A 17,486-nucleotide genomic window follows, 5' to 3' on the forward strand; every position below is an offset into this window, starting at 1 on the left:
ATTCAGATATATGAAAGCATTTAGCATAGCTAGTTTCTATTTGTTATTGTGCTTTCTGTTTGCCTGTGCTGCTGACCAAAATAAAACAAGACTATTTACTTTAGATATTCCGGCAAACTTCCAATGGCCTATGCCTGTTCCTGAGCATAATCCCACTACAGTAGAAGGTGTAGCTTTAGGAAAAAAGCTTTTTTACGATCCCCAACTATCTGTCAATAATCAAATTTCCTGTGCAAGCTGCCATATACCTTCCCTGTCTTTTACAGATGGTCAGGCACTGAGTAGCGAGGGGGTAAGTGGTCACCAACTGGACAGACATGTACCACAATTAATCAATGTAGCCTGGAATGATGGGCTTTTCTGGGACGGTGGTGCAAAAAACTTAGAATCAGTAGTGTTCGGACCTATCACTCATCCTGATGAAATGGGGGAAAATCTCAATCAGCTGGTCGGCGAACTTCAGCGAGATGCTTCTTACCCGGTATTATTCAAAAATGCTTTTGATACCGATTCTATTCAATCAGCGCTGATTGCACGAGCACTGGCTCAGTACATGCGCACTTTGGTCAGTGCAGATAGCCCTTACGATCACTATGTTAGGGATGAGAAAGGTGGAAAGTTAACGGCAGTGGAAAGACAAGGTATGGAGTTGGTCAAAGAGAAATGTGCCGCCTGTCATGCTTTTGAGCCAGGAAAAAATGATTTCTTTACTGATTTTTCTTATCATAATAATGGACTGGATCAATTTTTCTCGGAGGATAAAGAGCGAATATTGATGGGCAGGTTTCGTGTTACCTTTGATTCCACACAAATAGGTGCCTATAAGACCCCAAGCTTACGAAATCTGGCACACACGGCCCCTTATATGCATGATGGGCGTTTTCAGTCTTTGAGCGAAGTGCTGGATCACTATGCTACAGGAGTAAAGGATTCTCCTTTTCTTGATTCACTATTTAGAAAGAATGGTGATAAGTTGGGCATCCCCTTAAGTGCCCAGGAAAAAGAAACAATCTTAGCCTTCCTCATGACTTTAAATGATCAGACTGTTGTAACAGATTGATTTGCTGATCAGGCTATGCTACAATCTTCCCGCTCCAGTGACCCTGTATAAATCTTCATTCAGCACTTCATTACTCTTAAAAAATGTTTAAGAAAATGACTAGAAGTTTAATCAGTCAGTGAATAGAAACAATGCTAAATAGGACTTAATAAATAATAAATTTAAATAAATAGCTAAATCAGGGAAATTTAAAAAATTTTCAAAATAATTTATCTTATTCAGGTAATTTTTCATATATTGGTAGTAAGAATTAAGATCATTTACTGATTATTTAATTCTTGCTCGCACTTTTTCGCTCTATTACAACAATCTATTACACTTAATTGAAGCTTCTGTCTTATATTTAAGGCTTGAAGCTTTTTTTTGTTTAAGCCTCCCCGGCACAAATATGATTTTGTAATGAATACAAAATCCGAAATAAAATATTTTCAGTTTTTACTGTTTTCGTTTATTTCTTTTTGGAGGGTTTCTGTGACTGACGGAAGGAGAATATGATATTAAACTTCTCCTTCAATTAATTCTAATACAATTCCAGTCTGCTCCAAAAACTGGCTTACTGCTTCATCTTGATTCTCTATCACGCTTTCAGTATCAATATCATCAATCATATTCTGCAGGGTATTGAGTTCGGCTTGCAGTTCTGGAGAGTCCTCAATATTCAGTGACTCAATTGTTTCAGCTACCATTACGAAGTAAGTTTTTACCAGAGTAGCTTTTTCCTGCTCCTCAGCATCAGCAATTTTATTGGATTGCTCTTTCAGTTGGGTAATAGTAGCTTTATTGAGCTGTATTTCCGGGCTTGCAGAAAGTTCCTCCAAGGCATCACCAAGATGATCCAAGGCATTTGAAACATAATCACCAAGGAGAAAACTATCATCCTCCGGGTTGTTCTCACTTACAAATACAAGGTATTTGTCAATTGACTGAAAAGCCTGGTTTGAAGAGTCAACTTCTCTTTCACTTTCAGGAACTTCAGTGCGTTCCTCAATTTCATCAGTGATTTGCTGCTCTCTCGTTTCATCCAGTAAAACCAATTGGATAACCACAAACCCAATGACTGCTGCAATGACGGTCGGAATAACCCATCTTGACCTTCTTTTTCTTCTTTGGTTATTATTGTTGTTGATGTCTGACATAGAATAAAAAATTTAGGCTAAAAAATAAGATTAAGGCAAACTCAGAAAAATTGTGTCTAAAAATGTTATACCCTCCTATCTTCTACGAAGATAATTTTGAATAGGTACAGTTAATGGGGAATTTTGAAAATGAAATGACAGAACGCCTCAAAATTAAGATGCTTCACTGAGTTTAAAAGGCACCCCTGTTGTACGCGATATTTCTATCAACTCATCCACTACCGGTTTAATCAAGGGAATGCCTTTGACCTGTCTGATATTTTCGGCTTCTCGTTCAGGGTCGCCGGGTATTAAAGGGCCTTGTGTACCAGGGGCGGCTTTGGTATTCCTGAACGTACGAATCCAGTCATCAATCTGCCGTTTAAATTCATCGGTTTCTATAAAGCCGTCTATTTGCATTGCACCAAAGAAATGGCCGATACCTTTACCCACACTTCTCTCCGGCATAGTCTGTTGAATGGTAAATGGAGGAGTAAAAGGTCCCCAGTTGGCTCCGCTAAGCACAGCTGATAGTATATCTACCATCGCGCTCAGAGCGTAGCCTTTATGCCCTCCTAATGTACGATTGGTTCCTAAAGGAAGAAGTGCTCCGCCCTCAATCATTTCTTCAGCTACATTGGTTTCATGTCCTTTACTATTGATGCACCAGCCATCAGGTACCGCTTTCTGCTCCCGCTTCGCGATTTCTATTTTACCAAAAGCAGCGACACTGCTTGCCATGTCAATTACGATAGGAGGTTCTTCAAGTCCGGGAAAAGCGATGGCAAGAGGATTAGTGCCCAGCATACGCTCCATACCCCAGAGCGGTGTGACAATTTTGGTGGTGTTAGTCATTGCCCAGCCAATCATGTCCCGTTTAAGAGCTTGTATCGGATAGTATCCGGCGATGCCAAAGTGATTAGTATTTCGTACACCAACCCATCCCGAGCCTACTCGCTCTGCTTTTTCCATAGCTATTTCGTTGGCTTTTGGCCCTATTACAAGGCCTAATCCATTACCGCCATCCACTGTAGCCGTACTGGGTTTTTGTCTTACAATTTTAAGATTGGGCGTGGGATTGATTCTACCTGCTTTGAGGAGTCCTACATAGGTTTGTAAGCGTGCCACCCCATGAGATTCAATTCCGCGGAGGTCACTGGTAGCCAGTACATCAGCAGCCAGCTCTGCGTCTTGATCAGGAACGCCAAAGTGCTTGAATACCTCTTTGGTGAAATTTTTTAGATAAGCTGAAGTGAATGTGTAACTTATAATATTGCCCATGCCTGTATTGTTTTATCGCTTCACCATATCTCCTAAAGACAAGTACAAAGGTAAATCAGGAGCCAATCGCTCTGTCCAGATGGGTGTAGCCTCCATCAGGAAAAAGGTACTGCCCCGTGGTATGCGCGGATTTATCTGAAGCTGTGAAAAGCACTGTGTAAGCAATTTCTTCAGCGGTAGTCATTCGCTGACCCAACGGAATCCGACTGGTAATCTCTTTTAGTTTTTCTTCCGGATGTTCATAAGTATTCAGCCATCCGCGATACATGGGCGTCATGACTTCAGCGGGTAAAACTGCGTTTACCCTAATGCCATAGGGAAGGAGTTCTACCGCCCACTCTCGGGTTAATCCCAATTGTCCGGCTTTGCTGGCAATGTAAGCTGAAGAATTGCCCTGACCAGTAATAGCAGTTTTGGAACTGATATTGACAATGTTTCCCTTACTTTTAATCAGGTAGGGTAGGGCATAATGTGCCAGTGTAAAGTAATGAAATATATTATTTTGTATGGATTGCATGAACTGCTCTGGTGAGCCCTTTTCTAGCCCTACACTATCGTTATAACCGGCATTGTTCACCAATACATCAATCTTTCCAAATTTCTCTACCGTAGCATCCACTACTTTTTGACAAGCCTCTTTTTTGCTAAGGTCAGCTTGGACAAACAGACAGGAATGGCCCTTTGCAAGAAGCTCTTCTTCCAGCCCTTTTCCTTTTTCAAGGCTACGGTTAACGATAATAGGTACTGCTCCTTCTTTTACGGATTCGCGTACGATGGCTTCTCCTATGCCGCTGCCACCGCCGGTTACGATGATCACTTTGTCTGTCAGGTTGAGATCCATAGAGGAGAAAAAATTTAATGGTTGTGGTTTATGTAGAAAGTTGATAAAAATCTATAGCATTTCTGCCTAGTACCGCTGCCTGTTCATCCTGAGAAAGTTGGCTGATGTAGCTTTCCACAACGGCCATCACCTCTTCGTACTCACCAGCCAGACGGCATACAGGCCAGTCGGAGCCGATCATTAGTCTATCGGTACCGAAAGCCTCAAAAACAACATCAAGATAGGGATTAAAATCATCAGGCTTCCATTTATGCCAGTCTGCCTCAGTGACCATCCCGGAGAGTTTACAATATACGTTAGGGTACTCAGCCAGTGAGCGCATATTTTCTTTCCAGGGAGAAAGTTCGGCAGCAGCGATTCTCGGCTTAGCGATATGATCTACAACCAATCGGCTTTCTGGGAGGTAAGATACAAATTGCAAAGTAACAGGCAGGTGCTTTTCAAAGATCAGAATATCATAACTAAGGCCAAAATCATTAAGCATTTTAACTCCTCGCATAAAATCTGGCCGAAGCAGAAAATAATCATCTGCCTCATCGTGCACAATGTGCCTGATACCGCAAAGTTTGGGGTACTTTACGTAATGGGCCAGTCTGCTTTTTACATTGTAATCGCACAAATCTACCCAACCTACCACACCTTTGATATAATCATACTGCTTTGCCAGGTCTAACAAATAGTCAGTTTCGGCTTCACTTTGGCTAGCCTGCACCGCTACACAGCCGTCGTAGCCTGTTTTGTCCATTTCCGCCTTTAAATCTGGTGGGAGGTAATCCCTTGTGAGGACCTGCATGTCATTATTGATCCAGCCAAGTTTTGCGGGATCATATTTCCAAAAATGTTGATGAGCGTCTATATTAAGCATATCCTAATTTACCAAAAGACAAAAATGTAAAGACCAATCTCTAATTATTCTTTTGCCCCTGCTTGTTAAAATTTTGCGTCAGCTTAGAATTGAAAAATTTTTTTCATCTGAACCCATTTTTCTCCCGGACCAGCTTCTGGTAGAGGCTCCTGAAAACTGCCCATCAGATCTTCCCACTCCTGGCATCGTTCATCCAGTTCCAGATATTTTGGAAAGTTAACGTCGGGATCAAAGTCATCTTCCGTATGCATAAACATAAACAGTCTTCTACCCAGGCGATAGATTTTCATATCAAGGATGCCCACCTTTTTAAGAGAACTTATTACCTCCGGCCAGGGATGTGCATGATAATGCTCGTATTGCTTTATCGCTTCCTCCTCATCTTTCAGGTTAACCGACATGGCAAAGTCTTTCATAATTCAATGGTTCTGAGTGTTAGAGTGCGATAGCGTTATAGTATTTTGTATTAAGAACAACACCTTTCCAAGGCTACCATAACACTTTCGCACTAAGAACTATCAAGCTATTTGTATGCTTTGGCTACTTGTTTGGACGATCCAAGTCCTTCAATACCTAATTCAATCACATCACCAGGCTTGATAAACTGTGGAGGGTTGAAGCCTAAACCAACTCCTGCCGGTGTACCGGTTGAGATAACATCTCCCGGCATAAGGGTCATAAACTGACTGAGGTAACTTACCAGATGAGGAATCTTAAAAATCAGGTCAGCCGTGCTGCCATCCTGTTTGGTTTCCCCGTTGACGGTTAGCCATAAGCGTAAGTTATTGATGTCTGCTACCTCATCTTTTGTAACTACATAGGGACCAAGGGGAGCGAAAGAATCACAGCTTTTACCTTTCACCCACTGCCCGGCACGTTCCAGCTGAAAAGCTCTTTCACTATAATCGTTGTGCAATACATAGCCTGCTACATAGTCCATAGCATTGGCTTCATCTACATAACTTGTCTTCTTGCCAATCACAACACCTAATTCTACTTCCCAGTCAGTTTTTTTACTTCCTTTGGGAATAATCAGGTCATCATTGGGGCCAACAATAGAGGACGTAGCTTTGAAGAAAATGATAGGCTCCACAGGAAGCTCCATTTTGCTCTCAGCAGCGTGATCTCTATAATTGAGACCGATACATACGATCTTTCCCGGCTTATGGATAGGAGGAGCCAGTCTTTCCTGCTCACCCACCTGTGGGCAGTTGCTGATATTATCATCCAGCCATTTTTCAAGTCTATTAAGACCATCATTAGCCAGAAACTCTTCCGTAAAGTCTTCTCCAAATCCTGACACATCAAGTTTCTGTTCGTTGTGTAACACACCCGGCTTTTCTGATCCGGGATTTCCAAAGCGAAATAATTTCATGAGTTAGCTTAAATTATTGGTTAGGTACTATTTATTAACTGTTGAGCGTAATGAAGCCTCCATCAATGGGGTAGTTGCTGCCGGTGATGAATCCTGCTTCGTCTGAACAGAGAAACAATGCCAGGTGAGCAATCTCCTCTGGCTTCCCCATTCTTCCAATAGGCTGCGTTTTAGAGAGCTTTTCAAACATCTCATTTTCCTTGCCCGGATAGTTTTTCTTTAAAAATCCGTCTACAAAAGGAGTATGGACACGCCCGGGAGCAATACTATTACAGCGAATGTTATCTGCTATATAATCTTTGGCTACTGACAAAGTCATGGTGAGCACCGCTCCTTTGCTCATAGAGTAAGCAAAGCGATCGGCAATACCCAATACTGATGCTACGGATGCCAGGTTGAGTACTACACCTCCTCCCTGCGATTTCATATAAGGGATGCAGGCATGTAAACAGTTGTAAACACCCTTTATGTTAATGCTATAAATCCTGTCAAGATCTTCTTCGGTCGTGGTCTCCACGTTACCAATATGCGCTACGCCTGCATTGTTGACCAGTATGTCTATTTTGGTGTTTTCTTCAGCAATCTGTTGTATTACCTGCTTAACTTCTGCTTGTGTAGCAACATTGCAGAATTTGTAGATTGCTTCACCACCATTTGAGGTAATTTGCTCCACTACCTTTTGAGCAGAACTTTCGTCAACATCCAAGATATACACTTTTGCACCGTGACGAGAAAAAACTTCTGCTATACTTTTACCGATGCCACTTCCTGCACCTGTGATTATGGATACTTTTTGAGAAAGGTTAAATGCTTGCATGAGAAAAATAGGTATTCAATCCAAAAAAAGGCATATATGTTGTGCTAGTTCACCAAATCTACAAATAAACAGCAGATTTGCATGATACTTTTTGTATAGCACGCTGGCTGATAGAAAGCAAATTTATGAAAGTGATAATTTTTTAAGAACTTATGATTCATTAATTACTGTAATTATATTATTTGATTAATTTTATTATTGAAATAGTAAAATTTGAACTTTCTGTTCAGACATAGTTATTAATAGTAGAGCAGATTGATAAAAAAAAAGCTAAAATCCAGAAACAATAGATAAATATGAATGCTATAGCAGAGGTGGATTCAAAAGCTCTGATTAAAGAAGCTAAAAACGTATTGTTAAACAATAGAATAGGGAAGTTCACCAAACCAGCCCCGGCATTGTATCCCCATCAGTGGAATTGGGATGCAGGATTTATTGCCATTGGCTATGCTCATTTTGATATGGATCAGGCTGAGTCGGAGTTAAGGCATCTATTCAGCGGGCAATGGGCCAACGGTATGCTTCCGCATATCATTTTTAATCCTGAAGGAGATGGTCAGTATTTTCCAGGTATCAGCTTCTGGGAAACCTGGAGATCTTTTGATGCTCCTAAAGAGGTGGAAACTTCAGGGATTTCAAATCCTGCCGTACATGGCTTTGTATTGCAACGTATGTATCAGCTTGTAAAAGATAAAGGAAAAGCGATAAACTTTATCAGGGAAATGTTTCCCAAAATCAAGGCTATGCATGCCTACTTCTACAATGAGCGTGACCCCCATAATGAAGGCCTGGTTTATATTCGTCACCCCTGGGAATCTGGAAATGATAACTCACCCACCTGGGATGCTCCCCTTGAAACTATTAATTTCTCAAAAGTGAAGGTGCCTCCTTATACTCGTAAAGATCTAAATGCAGGACATGCCGAGCATCGCCCTACCAACCTGGATTATGATCGTTACATTTACCTGATTGATGTTTTCAGAAAAGGGGATTATCAGGAAGATAAAATTTTCAAGCTGACTCCATTTGCGGTTCAGGATCCGCTGTTCAACACCATTTTGATCAGATCCAACCAGGCAATGATAGAGTTGGGGGCTTTGATTGGAGAAGATACAAAGGAGTTCAAAAACTGGAATGAAAAGTCTATCTCGGCTATGAATTCCAAACTGTGGAATGAAAGTACAGGTATGTATGATGCCTATGACCTAATCAATGAGAAAAAAATTGAGATGGAAGCTTCTTCCGGCCTGATGCCGCTTTATGCAAATGTTCCTTCCGAGAATCAGGCAAAGAAAATGGTAGATACATTGATGGGGCCCAAGTTTCATAGTAATGACAATCTGCCTTATTATTTATGTCCCTCTTTTACTCCTTTGAGTAGTAAATTTGATGCTAAAAAATATTGGAGAGGACCGGTTTGGATCAATATGAACTGGATGCTCTATCACGGACTTAACAGTTATGGCTATTCGCAGGAAGCTGCAATGGTGAAGTCAGATTCTATTGAGCTAATTAGTTACTATGGTTTTTACGAGTATTTTGACCCTAAAAAAGATGTAGTAAATAACAGACAAGGGTATGGTAGTCATCAATTTTCCTGGTCTGCCGCCCTCTGTTTGGATTTGCTGAATGAATAATTTTGATATGAAATCCACTGATGAGCCTTGGAGAATTTCTCCAAGGCTTTTTGTTTATAAACACTTACATAAAAAAGTGTAAACACTTAAATTTTATTGTTTTGCTCAAAATTATAAGAATTAATGAAGTAAAAATTAAACCACATGCTTACAATAATTTTGAGTAATAATTACTTTTTTACATAAGCATATATCACATTCCTATAATTGATATATACTAATTTGCCAAATATTACATCAAGTTGTAAACCTGTCTTTTTGTAATTAATCTCTTTTCTGTGGTTTTATGTGATATTTAGCTCTATTTCACGGAAGTATGAAGGGGCAAAACTCAAAAAATATTTCATCCTCATGTGAAGCTATTTTTTGTCCTTTTTTCTGCATGTCTCTTTTGTAATTTGGTCCTCAAAAATATCAAACATCTAATTCATCAAAATTATGATTACAACTAGCAAAGCACTTTACGCAGATAAATGTGCAGAAATTACTACTGAGGAAGGTATCATCATTGCAAAATGGAGTGGATTTCTAAATCTGGAAAGCACTAAAAAAGGTTGCGATTCAATGGTAGATTATGTGAGAAAAAATAAAATCACTAAACATTTGAGCGACCAAAGTACTCTAAAAGTTCTTTCCAAAGAAGTTCAGGGATATCTGGTATCTGAAGCTTTTCCTGCTCTGGATAAAGCAGGCTTAAGAAAATTAGCGGTCTTAGTATCGGAAGACGTATTTGCTAAAGCCACAGTAGACAATGTAAACTCAGCTACCATGATGGGTAACATCAAGGTAAAAACATTTAACACACGTAGAGACTGTATTGATTGGTTAAACGAATAGTCAATCTCTTGTAAAACCGGAGAGCTTTCCTTTCCGGTTTTTTTATTCCTTTTCATATAATCTTCACAATTATTTTCTTTTCACCCAAACCTAAAGTATCATGTCAGTTACCACCCCTGTTCAGGTTGATCCTTTTAAAATCATTCAAGTCGGATTAAGCTTCTGGTCATCCAAAACACTACTTGCTGCTACCAAGCTGGGCTTATTCACTTTGTTAAGTGAAAACCCTCTAAATGCTGAGCAGATAAAATTAAAGCTCGGGCTTAATAAAGAAGGTTTGTATGTACGTGATTTTCTTGATGCTTTATATTCTTTAGGCTTTTTAGAAAGAATTGGTAGTGGGACCACTGCTGTTTATCAAAATACTCCTGACACTGCGATGTTTCTTGATAAAAGTCAGCCTAGTTATCTGGGAGGCTTTCTGGAAATGGCTAATGACCGAGAGTACAAATTCTGGGGAGATTTGGAAGAGGGCTTGAGAACTGGTCAACCTCAGAATGAGGTCAAGTATACAGGTAAAGAATCCTTTGAGGCTATTTACGAAAAACCGGAAGCTTTGGCCCAATTTACTGAGGCAATGTCAGGTATACAGAAACTGAGCTTTATGGCGTTCGCAGAACGTTTTGATTTTTCTGCATACAAAACTCTGGTAGATGCTGGAGGTTCTGCCGGACTTCTCTCTGCACTGGTTGCACAACAGCAGCCTCATATGCATTGTACAACTTTTGATCTTCCACAGTTGGAGCCTTTTGCCAAAGCTACTGCTGAAAAGCATGGCGTTTCAGATCAGGTAAGTATACTCAATGGTGATTTTTTCAATGAGCCTTTTCCTAAAGCAGATATAGTAACTATGGGAAACATACTGCATAGTTTTGACCTGGAGAAGAAGAAGATGCTGATTGCCAAAGCTTATGATGCGCTTCCTGAAGGAGGGTGTCTGGTAGCTATAGAAATGATTCTGGATAACGAGCGTAAAGAAAATACCTTCGGTTTACTAATGTCACTGAATATGCTTATTGAGTCTGATAGTGGTTTTAATTACACGCAGAAACAATACGAAGAATGGACAAGTAATGCAGGTTTTAGTTCTGTAGAATTCATTTCTTTAGGTGGTCCGGTAAGTGCAGCAATAGCTTATAAATAACCTCAAAATTGGAATATGACTATGAAAACAATTTCGCTTGAGGTTCAGAGTATTCCTACTTTTGAGGAACAAAAGAAAATAGACCAGTATATCTGTTGCCTTGATCCTCTGCAATCAGACGACCGACTAAAAGCTGTACCCTCTCTAAATAAGAAAAAAGATACAATAGCACTGGTGCTAATGCTGGTAGATATGCTTCCATCTGTAAAAGAGGCAACCGATATGGATTTTTATGAGGCATGTGCGGCAATGCGCGATATTGGGATTATGCTTGGCTCCCTGAAACGCCATGGCGTAGAGCCTGTGCATGTGATTCCAGAACTGGAAGTCAAACTTAATATCTTAGCCGAAACTACTGATTTGCCTCCCAGAGATACCTTGATCCACTATGTGAGATGGAACCCTGAAGGAAAACGGCAGCGCACTTATACTGGCACTGAAGATGAGCGACAATTAATCAAAAGTGTCAGCATCGCTATACATCCTTTGCATGAAGCCATTCGCTCGCTCAATGATTTGTACCACATCCCTTTAAGTTCTGAAGACTTTATTCCTACGTGCGAAAGGGTAATTACTTATTTTGATGGCATGGTTCAAGGAATAGTCAATGCCAAAAGAAATGTAAGTCCTCAATACTTTGCTGAGGAGCTTAGGTTTTATTTTGATCCTATTGAACTGAACGATCGGGAATATCTAGGACCGGGTGCTGTGGAGATGCCAGTATTTGTTTTTGATCATATGCTTTGGAATTGCGATCTCGAAGATACTGACTATGATGAGTTTAAACAAGCTTATCTACCCTATAATCAGGCAGGAATGCGAGAACTGTATGATGCTTATCGGCATCTTCCCAGCCTGGTGAATAAGTGTATCTCAGAACTTGATCATGCAAATGAAATTTCAGAAATACGGCTGTTCAGTGCCCGGAGACTTGTTAAGTTGTTTAACTTACTAAAGAGCTTCAGAGCACCTCACAAAAAGATGGCAGATGAGGCCTATGAACACGCTGCCAAAGATGCTTATCGAGAAAAAGGTAGTGGTGGTTACGAACCTGGTATATTACATTATATCCTGAATCTTAATCTACAGGCATTGGAAAGATTAAAAAACAGCATTCATTGGTACGAAGAAAGACAGCCATTTCAGTCATAAAATAGCAGGGCCTCTCTTTTATCAGAGAGGCTTTTTATTACCTGTCATTAGACCAGCAAATAGATTCCAGGCCAAGTGTCCTGTTCTAAGCACAGTTTTACATTGCTAACGCATAAATAGCTTAGCCAGCTTTTTCTTACCTTTTTCGTAAGGTGGATAACGTAGAGGTAGGTCTAGCCAGGTACCGGTTTTCATGATGCTTTTTCGGTGACTAAATGTATCAAAACTTTGCTTACCATGATAGGCACCATAGCCACTGCTTCCGATTCCCCCAAAAGGCAGGTCAGGATTACTCAAATGAACAATAGTATTGTTTACTGCTCCTCCTCCAAATTGTACACTTCTTCGGATTAGCTTTTCATTTTTCTTGTCAGAAGTAAAATGATAAAGTGATAATGGATGAGGATTTTTGGAGATTGTCTCTATCACATCTTCATAAGTTGAAAATGTCAATACAGGAAGAATAGGTCCAAAAATCTCTTCCTTCATAATTGGACTCTCCATATCTACATCTTCCATAAGGGTAGGCTCAATGAACAAATTCTTTTCATCAGTTTTGCCACCATAAATAATTTTGCCCTGTTCAAGGTACGCAGCCAGCGTATCAAAACGCTTACGATTTAGAATATGTCCATAGTCTTGATGGTCAGGATGAAGATCACCATAAAACTGCTCCAATGCATCACGAAAGTGAGCGATAAATCCATCCTTAATAGTTTTTTCCAAGAGCAGATAGTCAGGGCTTACGCAGGTTTGCCCGGCATTAAATATCTTTCCCCAGGCTATCCTTCGGGCAGCGACTTTAAGGTTGGCAGTATGATCTATTATGGCAGGACTTTTACCCCCTAATTCTAAAGTTACCGGAGTAAGTTTTTCAGCAGCTTGTTTTGCGATAGCTTTTCCTACGGGAACACTTCCGGTAAAGAAAATATGGTCAAAACGATATTGATCCATTAGTTGAGGAACCACTTTAGCCCCCTCTCCCTGAATTACACTAATATATTTTCTGTCAAAAGTATGGCTGATCATATCCTCAATAACGTTGGCAGTATAGGGAGTAAGCTCTGAGGGTTTAAGCAATACTGTATTACCGGCGGCGATTGCACCAATCAGCGGGGCTATTAATAACTGAAAAGGGTAGTTCCAGGGACCAATAATCAGGCTGACCCCCATCGGCTCTTTGTAAATCTTACTTTTGGAGGGAAAATGTACCAGTGAAGTTTTTACGCTTTCCGGCTTCATCCACTTTTTTAAGTGCTTTAAGGTGTGATTAACCTCAGCATACAAAAGTCCTACTTCGCTGGTAAATGCTTCAAAATCAGGTTTATGTAAGTCGGCTTTGAGCGCCTGACAAATGTCATACTCATAACCTACAATTGCGCCTTTAAGCTTTTGGAGCTGCTCTTTTCTGAAGGCATATGAATGCGTAGCACCGGAAGCAAAGAATGTCTTCTTATCTTCAAAATATGCATTGGCAGTAGTTTCATTCCGCCTTTGTTGTACAGTTGCTGTATTCATTTTATTCTGATCTTTATTCTTATCATCTTACTGAAATTTTGCTGTTCAAGTTTAAAAAAACAACCTTGCCGTGCATCCCGATGTTTATTTGAATCAGTTTCAAATTGTGAAAGTCTCATCTGATTTAGATAGACTATGGCTATATTCGTCAAAAAAGAAAAAATGATAAATCAGAAGAAGCCGAAGTCTGAAGACAAACTGCACGGGGCCAATACCTCTCTGGGCAAATTTCAGGATTATCTGGGTGAATTCGTATACGGTGGAATAGATGGTAGCGTCACTACTTTTGCCGTAGTTGCAGGTGCGGCAGGAGCAGATTTAGGCGCAGCCGTGGTATTGATTCTGGGCTTTGCCAATTTAATTGCAGATGGGTTTTCTATGTCGGTCGGTGCCTACTTATCTACCAAAACAGAAAGGGATAATTACCAAAAACATAAAAATATTGAGTACTGGGAAGTGGATAATTTACCGGAAAAAGAAGTAGAAGAAGTAAGAGAAATCTATGAGGCCAAAGGTTTTGAAGGTGAACTCTTAGAACAGGTAGTGGCTAAGATTACCGAAGACAAAGACCGCTGGGTGGATATTATGATGAAAGAGGAACTGGAGATGACGCCGGAAACCAAATCACCCTGGACAATAGGTTTGGTGACTTTTCTTTCATTTATAGTCGTAGGCTTAGTTCCTTTGATTGTCTACGTTTACAATTATCTACAGGGAGTAGACATACAACATACCTTCATGATTGCCAGTATCTTAACCTCCCTGGCTTTCATTGGGATTGGATGGTTAAAGAGCTTTGTAAACCAGACCAACCGCTTTCGTAGTATTATGGAGACGCTTTTATTAGGTGCGTCAGCCGCTGTGTTAGCGTATTGGGTAGGAAATGTACTGGAAAAAATGGTGAGTTAAGAGGTAGATAAAAAGCTTTTTTAAACTACAAAGCAAGCATTACCCAAGTAGTCTGGGCAAAAAAAAGAACTGGAGTTTGCCTGTGTTCTAAAGAAATAGCTCCAAGCCTGTTCTTGAAGGCTATAAACATACATTTGTATAATATTACAAATACACACTTAGCGTTGATACACCATAGTTTCGCCATTGCTTCTACCCATACTATTACATAAAAATGAAAGCCATCCAATTTGAGAAATACGGACCTCCTGAGAAAGTTCTTTCTTTGAGAGAAATAGAAAAACCATCTCCCAAAGAAAATGAAGTGCTTATAAAAATTGAGGCTACCGCAGTCAATGACTATGACTGGAGCCTTGTGAGTGGCAAACCTCGTTTGTACAGACTGATTTTTGGTTTCTTCAAACCGAAGCATCAAATAGCAGGAATGGAACTGGCAGGAAAGGTTGAAGAAATTGGTGCTGATGTCAAAAATCTAATAGTTGGTGATGCAGTGATGGGTGATACCTCGGAGTATGGATTCGGAACTTTTTCCGAATATATGTGCATCAACCAAAATGCTGTAATCAGGAAACCTGAAGCAATCAGTTTTGAAGAAGCTGTCGCCCTTCCTCATGCATCCACGCTCGCTTTGCAAGCCCTCAGAGACGTAGGAAAAATTCAGCAGGGTGAAAAGGTTTTAATCAACGGTGGAGGAGGTGGTGTCGGAACGATAGGGCTACAATTAGCAAAGCTTTACCATTGCCATGTAAGCGGAGTGGATGCTCAGGAGAAACTGGAAATGATGAAGTCAATCGGATTTGATGCAGTCATGGACTATAAGCAGGTAAATTTTACAAAAACCGGTGAGCAGTATGATCTGATTTTGGATTGTAAAACCAACAAATTCCCTTTCTCTTATTTGAGAGCGCTAAAGCCACACGGTAGATATATTACTATTGGCGGTACCCCCGGGGGCTTAATCAATGTGCTTTTCTGGGGTAAACTTATAAGCCTATTCTCAAAGAAAAAACTTCAGATTCTTAGTCTGAAGCCCAATAAAGGGCTGGACTATATCTGTGAGCTTGTAAAGCAAAACAAAATCAAATGCGAAATTGATGGTCCATATTCTCTTGAGGAAGTCCCAAGATTGATTCAGTATTTTGGTGAGGGTAGGCATAAAGGTAAAATTGTGGTAAGAACCAAAGCATAGTAACAAACATCAAAAGAAGGTTTCTAACCTAGCATGTGCTCTCGCCTGACAGGAATGCCTAACAATACTTTACACATTTGCATAGCTTTTCTTTTTGCCTAGTTTTATGAGCAAAATCAAGTAAACATGAGGAAGATATTGTGGTCTGCTCTGCTGTTGCTGGGCATTGCCTGTCATAATCAACAGACTGAAGAAAAAAAGGAAAGCAATCTTCCCGGAAACGCCCTGGCTACACAGCATTGCGGAAGCTGTCATGCTTATGTATCTCCTGATCAACTGCCCAAAGCAGTGTGGGAAAAGCATGTCCTTCCTGCCATGGGTTTTCGTATGGGTATCTTTGAGGGTTCAGGTCCTCCCGATAGTCTGTTTGAAGAGGGCAAAGCGCGCCAAGTGGTGCAAAATGCCAATATCTATCCTTTGGAGCCTATTCTTGCTCAAGCAGACTGGGAAAAAATTGTAAACTACTATCTTGAAAATTCACCTGAAACCCTAGCTGTTTCCTCTAAAGAAAAGCCCATCCAAATCGGTTTACCACATTTTACCTATAAGCCCTCTCAATATTCGGTAAGGCCACCGCTCTGTACGATGGTCAAAATCATTCCCGAACGCGCACAGATTGCTTTCTCTGATGGCAAAGACAATGTAAGCCGCCTGGTGATGTTGAATCAGGAAATGGAAAAGCAGTACGAGGTATTTATGCCGGGAACCCCGGTTGATTATCAGGTTCTGAATGATACGGCATATCTTACGACCATCGGCAAGAAGGTATTTCCTTCCGATCATGCGCAGGGCGTAGTGGAGAAAATTTTCAGTGCAAGTCAGGAAGAGAAACCTGATAGGTCAAGCATGCTACTGGAGAAATTGCAACGTCCGGTTCATGTCACTTATAGTGATCTTAACCTGGATGGCAGAACGGACATACTGGTTTGTGACTTCGGCAACCTACTGGGTAAGCTAGCCTGGTATGAAAATATGGGATACAACCAATACAATATTCGTTATTTGAAAAAAGAACCAGGCGCTACACTTACGGTAGTTAAAGATATTGATGAGGATGGTCTGCCGGACATCATTGCGCTAATGGCGCAGGCGCAGGAAGGTATCTTTCTGTTCAAAAACAGCCCGGGTGGTTTTTTGAAAGCACAGCCGCTGCTTACATTTTCTCCGCTCAACGGCTCAACCTATTTTGAGCTGGTAGATTTTAATCAGGACGGGCATCTGGATATTCTCTATACCTGTGGCGACAATGCGGATACTTCGCCTGTTCTCAAGGATTATCACGGAATATATATTTACCTCAATGATGGTAACTTTCAGTTTAAGGAGCATTGGTTTTATCCGCTGAATGGAGCATACAAAGCACTGGCGCGGGATTTTGATCAGGATGGAGATATGGATATTGCCGCTATTTCTTTTTTTCCTGATTATTCGCGAACACCGGAAGAAAGCTTTGTGTATCTGCAAAATGGTGGTGAGATGGATTTCACTGCTTTCTCCTTTCCTGAATCTACCGCTGGACGCTGGATGGTGATGGATGCCAACGATATGGATCAGGATGGGGATATTGATCTGGCACTTGGCGCTTTTGTAAGTTTTTTTCCTGAAGGAGACATCACTGGCTTGTACCAGAAGTGGATAGAAGAAAGTCCTTCGGTGGTTCTGTTGGAGAATACGATACGTAAATGATTTTTACTTTAGATGGTATTTTTACCAACTGGCCTTATTAGATGTATATGCAGTTTTAGG

Annotated in this window: 16 protein-coding genes; 8 read left to right on the forward strand and 8 right to left on the reverse strand. The window is 40.6% G+C overall.

Going from position 1 to position 17,486, the window contains the following annotated elements; translation table 11 throughout:
- Positions 1-10: 10 nt before the first annotated feature.
- On the forward strand, positions 11-1,060 hold the full coding sequence (locus tag WJR50_RS17315; protein WP_341294562.1) for a cytochrome-c peroxidase: 1,050 nt from the start codon (positions 11-13) through the stop codon (positions 1,058-1,060).
- A 497-nt stretch (positions 1,061-1,557) separates the two neighbouring features.
- Here the strand turns inward: WJR50_RS17315 and WJR50_RS17320 are convergent, their stop codons facing one another.
- The 7 genes from WJR50_RS17320 to WJR50_RS17350 all read right to left on the reverse strand — a co-directional run bounded on the left by WJR50_RS17320 (position 1,558) and on the right by WJR50_RS17350 (position 7,354).
- Positions 1,558-2,196 carry a hypothetical protein gene (locus WJR50_RS17320; protein ID WP_341294563.1) on the reverse strand — a complete coding sequence of 213 codons (639 nt, stop codon included), beginning with the start codon at positions 2,194-2,196 and terminating at the stop codon, positions 1,558-1,560.
- 153 nt (positions 2,197-2,349) lie between these two features.
- Entirely contained in the window at positions 2,350-3,456 is a 1,107-nt protein-coding gene (locus WJR50_RS17325; RefSeq protein WP_341294564.1) for an Ldh family oxidoreductase, read from the reverse strand.
- Between the two features lie 55 nt (positions 3,457-3,511).
- On the reverse strand, positions 3,512-4,297 hold the full coding sequence (locus WJR50_RS17330; protein ID WP_341294565.1) for an L-fucose dehydrogenase: 786 nt from the start codon (positions 4,295-4,297) through the stop codon (positions 3,512-3,514).
- A 28-nt stretch (positions 4,298-4,325) separates the two neighbouring features.
- Complete coding sequence (locus WJR50_RS17335) at positions 4,326-5,162, reverse strand: amidohydrolase family protein (protein WP_341294566.1); 837 nt, start codon at positions 5,160-5,162, stop codon at positions 4,326-4,328.
- Positions 5,163-5,245: 83 nt separating this feature from the next.
- Positions 5,246-5,578: an L-rhamnose mutarotase gene (locus tag WJR50_RS17340; RefSeq protein ID WP_341294567.1), complete on the reverse strand. Its 333-nt coding sequence runs from the start codon at positions 5,576-5,578 to the stop codon at positions 5,246-5,248.
- A gap of 107 nt (positions 5,579-5,685) precedes the next feature.
- Positions 5,686-6,537, reverse strand: a complete 852-nt coding sequence (locus WJR50_RS17345) for a fumarylacetoacetate hydrolase family protein (protein WP_341294568.1) — start codon at positions 6,535-6,537, stop codon at positions 5,686-5,688.
- A gap of 34 nt (positions 6,538-6,571) precedes the next feature.
- Positions 6,572-7,354: an SDR family NAD(P)-dependent oxidoreductase gene (locus WJR50_RS17350; protein ID WP_341294569.1), complete on the reverse strand. Its 783-nt coding sequence runs from the start codon at positions 7,352-7,354 to the stop codon at positions 6,572-6,574.
- 296 nt (positions 7,355-7,650) lie between these two features.
- Between WJR50_RS17350 and WJR50_RS17355 the strand changes: the two genes are divergently transcribed.
- From WJR50_RS17355 to WJR50_RS17370, 4 genes are all read left to right on the forward strand, one after another.
- The gene (locus tag WJR50_RS17355; RefSeq protein ID WP_341294570.1) at positions 7,651-8,991 is read left to right on the forward strand and encodes an amylo-alpha-1,6-glucosidase; all 1,341 of its coding nucleotides are present in this window, start codon (positions 7,651-7,653) and stop codon (positions 8,989-8,991) included.
- A gap of 438 nt (positions 8,992-9,429) precedes the next feature.
- On the forward strand, positions 9,430-9,828 hold the full coding sequence (locus tag WJR50_RS17360) for a hypothetical protein (protein WP_341294571.1): 399 nt from the start codon (positions 9,430-9,432) through the stop codon (positions 9,826-9,828).
- A 100-nt stretch (positions 9,829-9,928) separates the two neighbouring features.
- Positions 9,929-10,972, forward strand: a complete 1,044-nt coding sequence (locus WJR50_RS17365; RefSeq protein WP_341294572.1) for a methyltransferase — start codon at positions 9,929-9,931, stop codon at positions 10,970-10,972.
- Between the two features lie 21 nt (positions 10,973-10,993).
- The gene (locus WJR50_RS17370) at positions 10,994-12,124 is read left to right on the forward strand and encodes a monodechloroaminopyrrolnitrin synthase PrnB family protein (protein WP_341294573.1); all 1,131 of its coding nucleotides are present in this window, start codon (positions 10,994-10,996) and stop codon (positions 12,122-12,124) included.
- Between the two features lie 105 nt (positions 12,125-12,229).
- On the opposite strand, the gene WJR50_RS17375 is transcribed toward WJR50_RS17370, so the two are convergent.
- Positions 12,230-13,642, reverse strand: a complete 1,413-nt coding sequence (locus WJR50_RS17375) for an aldehyde dehydrogenase (RefSeq protein WP_341294574.1) — start codon at positions 13,640-13,642, stop codon at positions 12,230-12,232.
- Between the two features lie 162 nt (positions 13,643-13,804).
- Here WJR50_RS17375 and WJR50_RS17380 point away from each other — a divergent pair, with 162 nt between their 5' ends.
- From WJR50_RS17380 to WJR50_RS17390, 3 genes are all read left to right on the forward strand, one after another.
- Positions 13,805-14,551, forward strand: a complete 747-nt coding sequence (locus WJR50_RS17380; protein ID WP_341294575.1) for a VIT1/CCC1 transporter family protein — start codon at positions 13,805-13,807, stop codon at positions 14,549-14,551.
- Positions 14,552-14,765: 214 nt separating this feature from the next.
- Complete coding sequence (locus tag WJR50_RS17385) at positions 14,766-15,740, forward strand: NAD(P)-dependent alcohol dehydrogenase (RefSeq protein WP_341294576.1); 975 nt, start codon at positions 14,766-14,768, stop codon at positions 15,738-15,740.
- A gap of 126 nt (positions 15,741-15,866) precedes the next feature.
- Positions 15,867-17,426, forward strand: coding sequence for an FG-GAP repeat domain-containing protein (locus WJR50_RS17390; RefSeq protein WP_341294577.1), 1,560 nt, complete (start codon positions 15,867-15,869; stop codon positions 17,424-17,426).
- Positions 17,427-17,486 lie beyond the last annotated feature (60 nt).

Source organism: Catalinimonas locisalis, from assembly GCF_038039535.1.
Classification (GTDB): Bacteria; Bacteroidota; Bacteroidia; order Cytophagales; family Cyclobacteriaceae; genus Catalinimonas.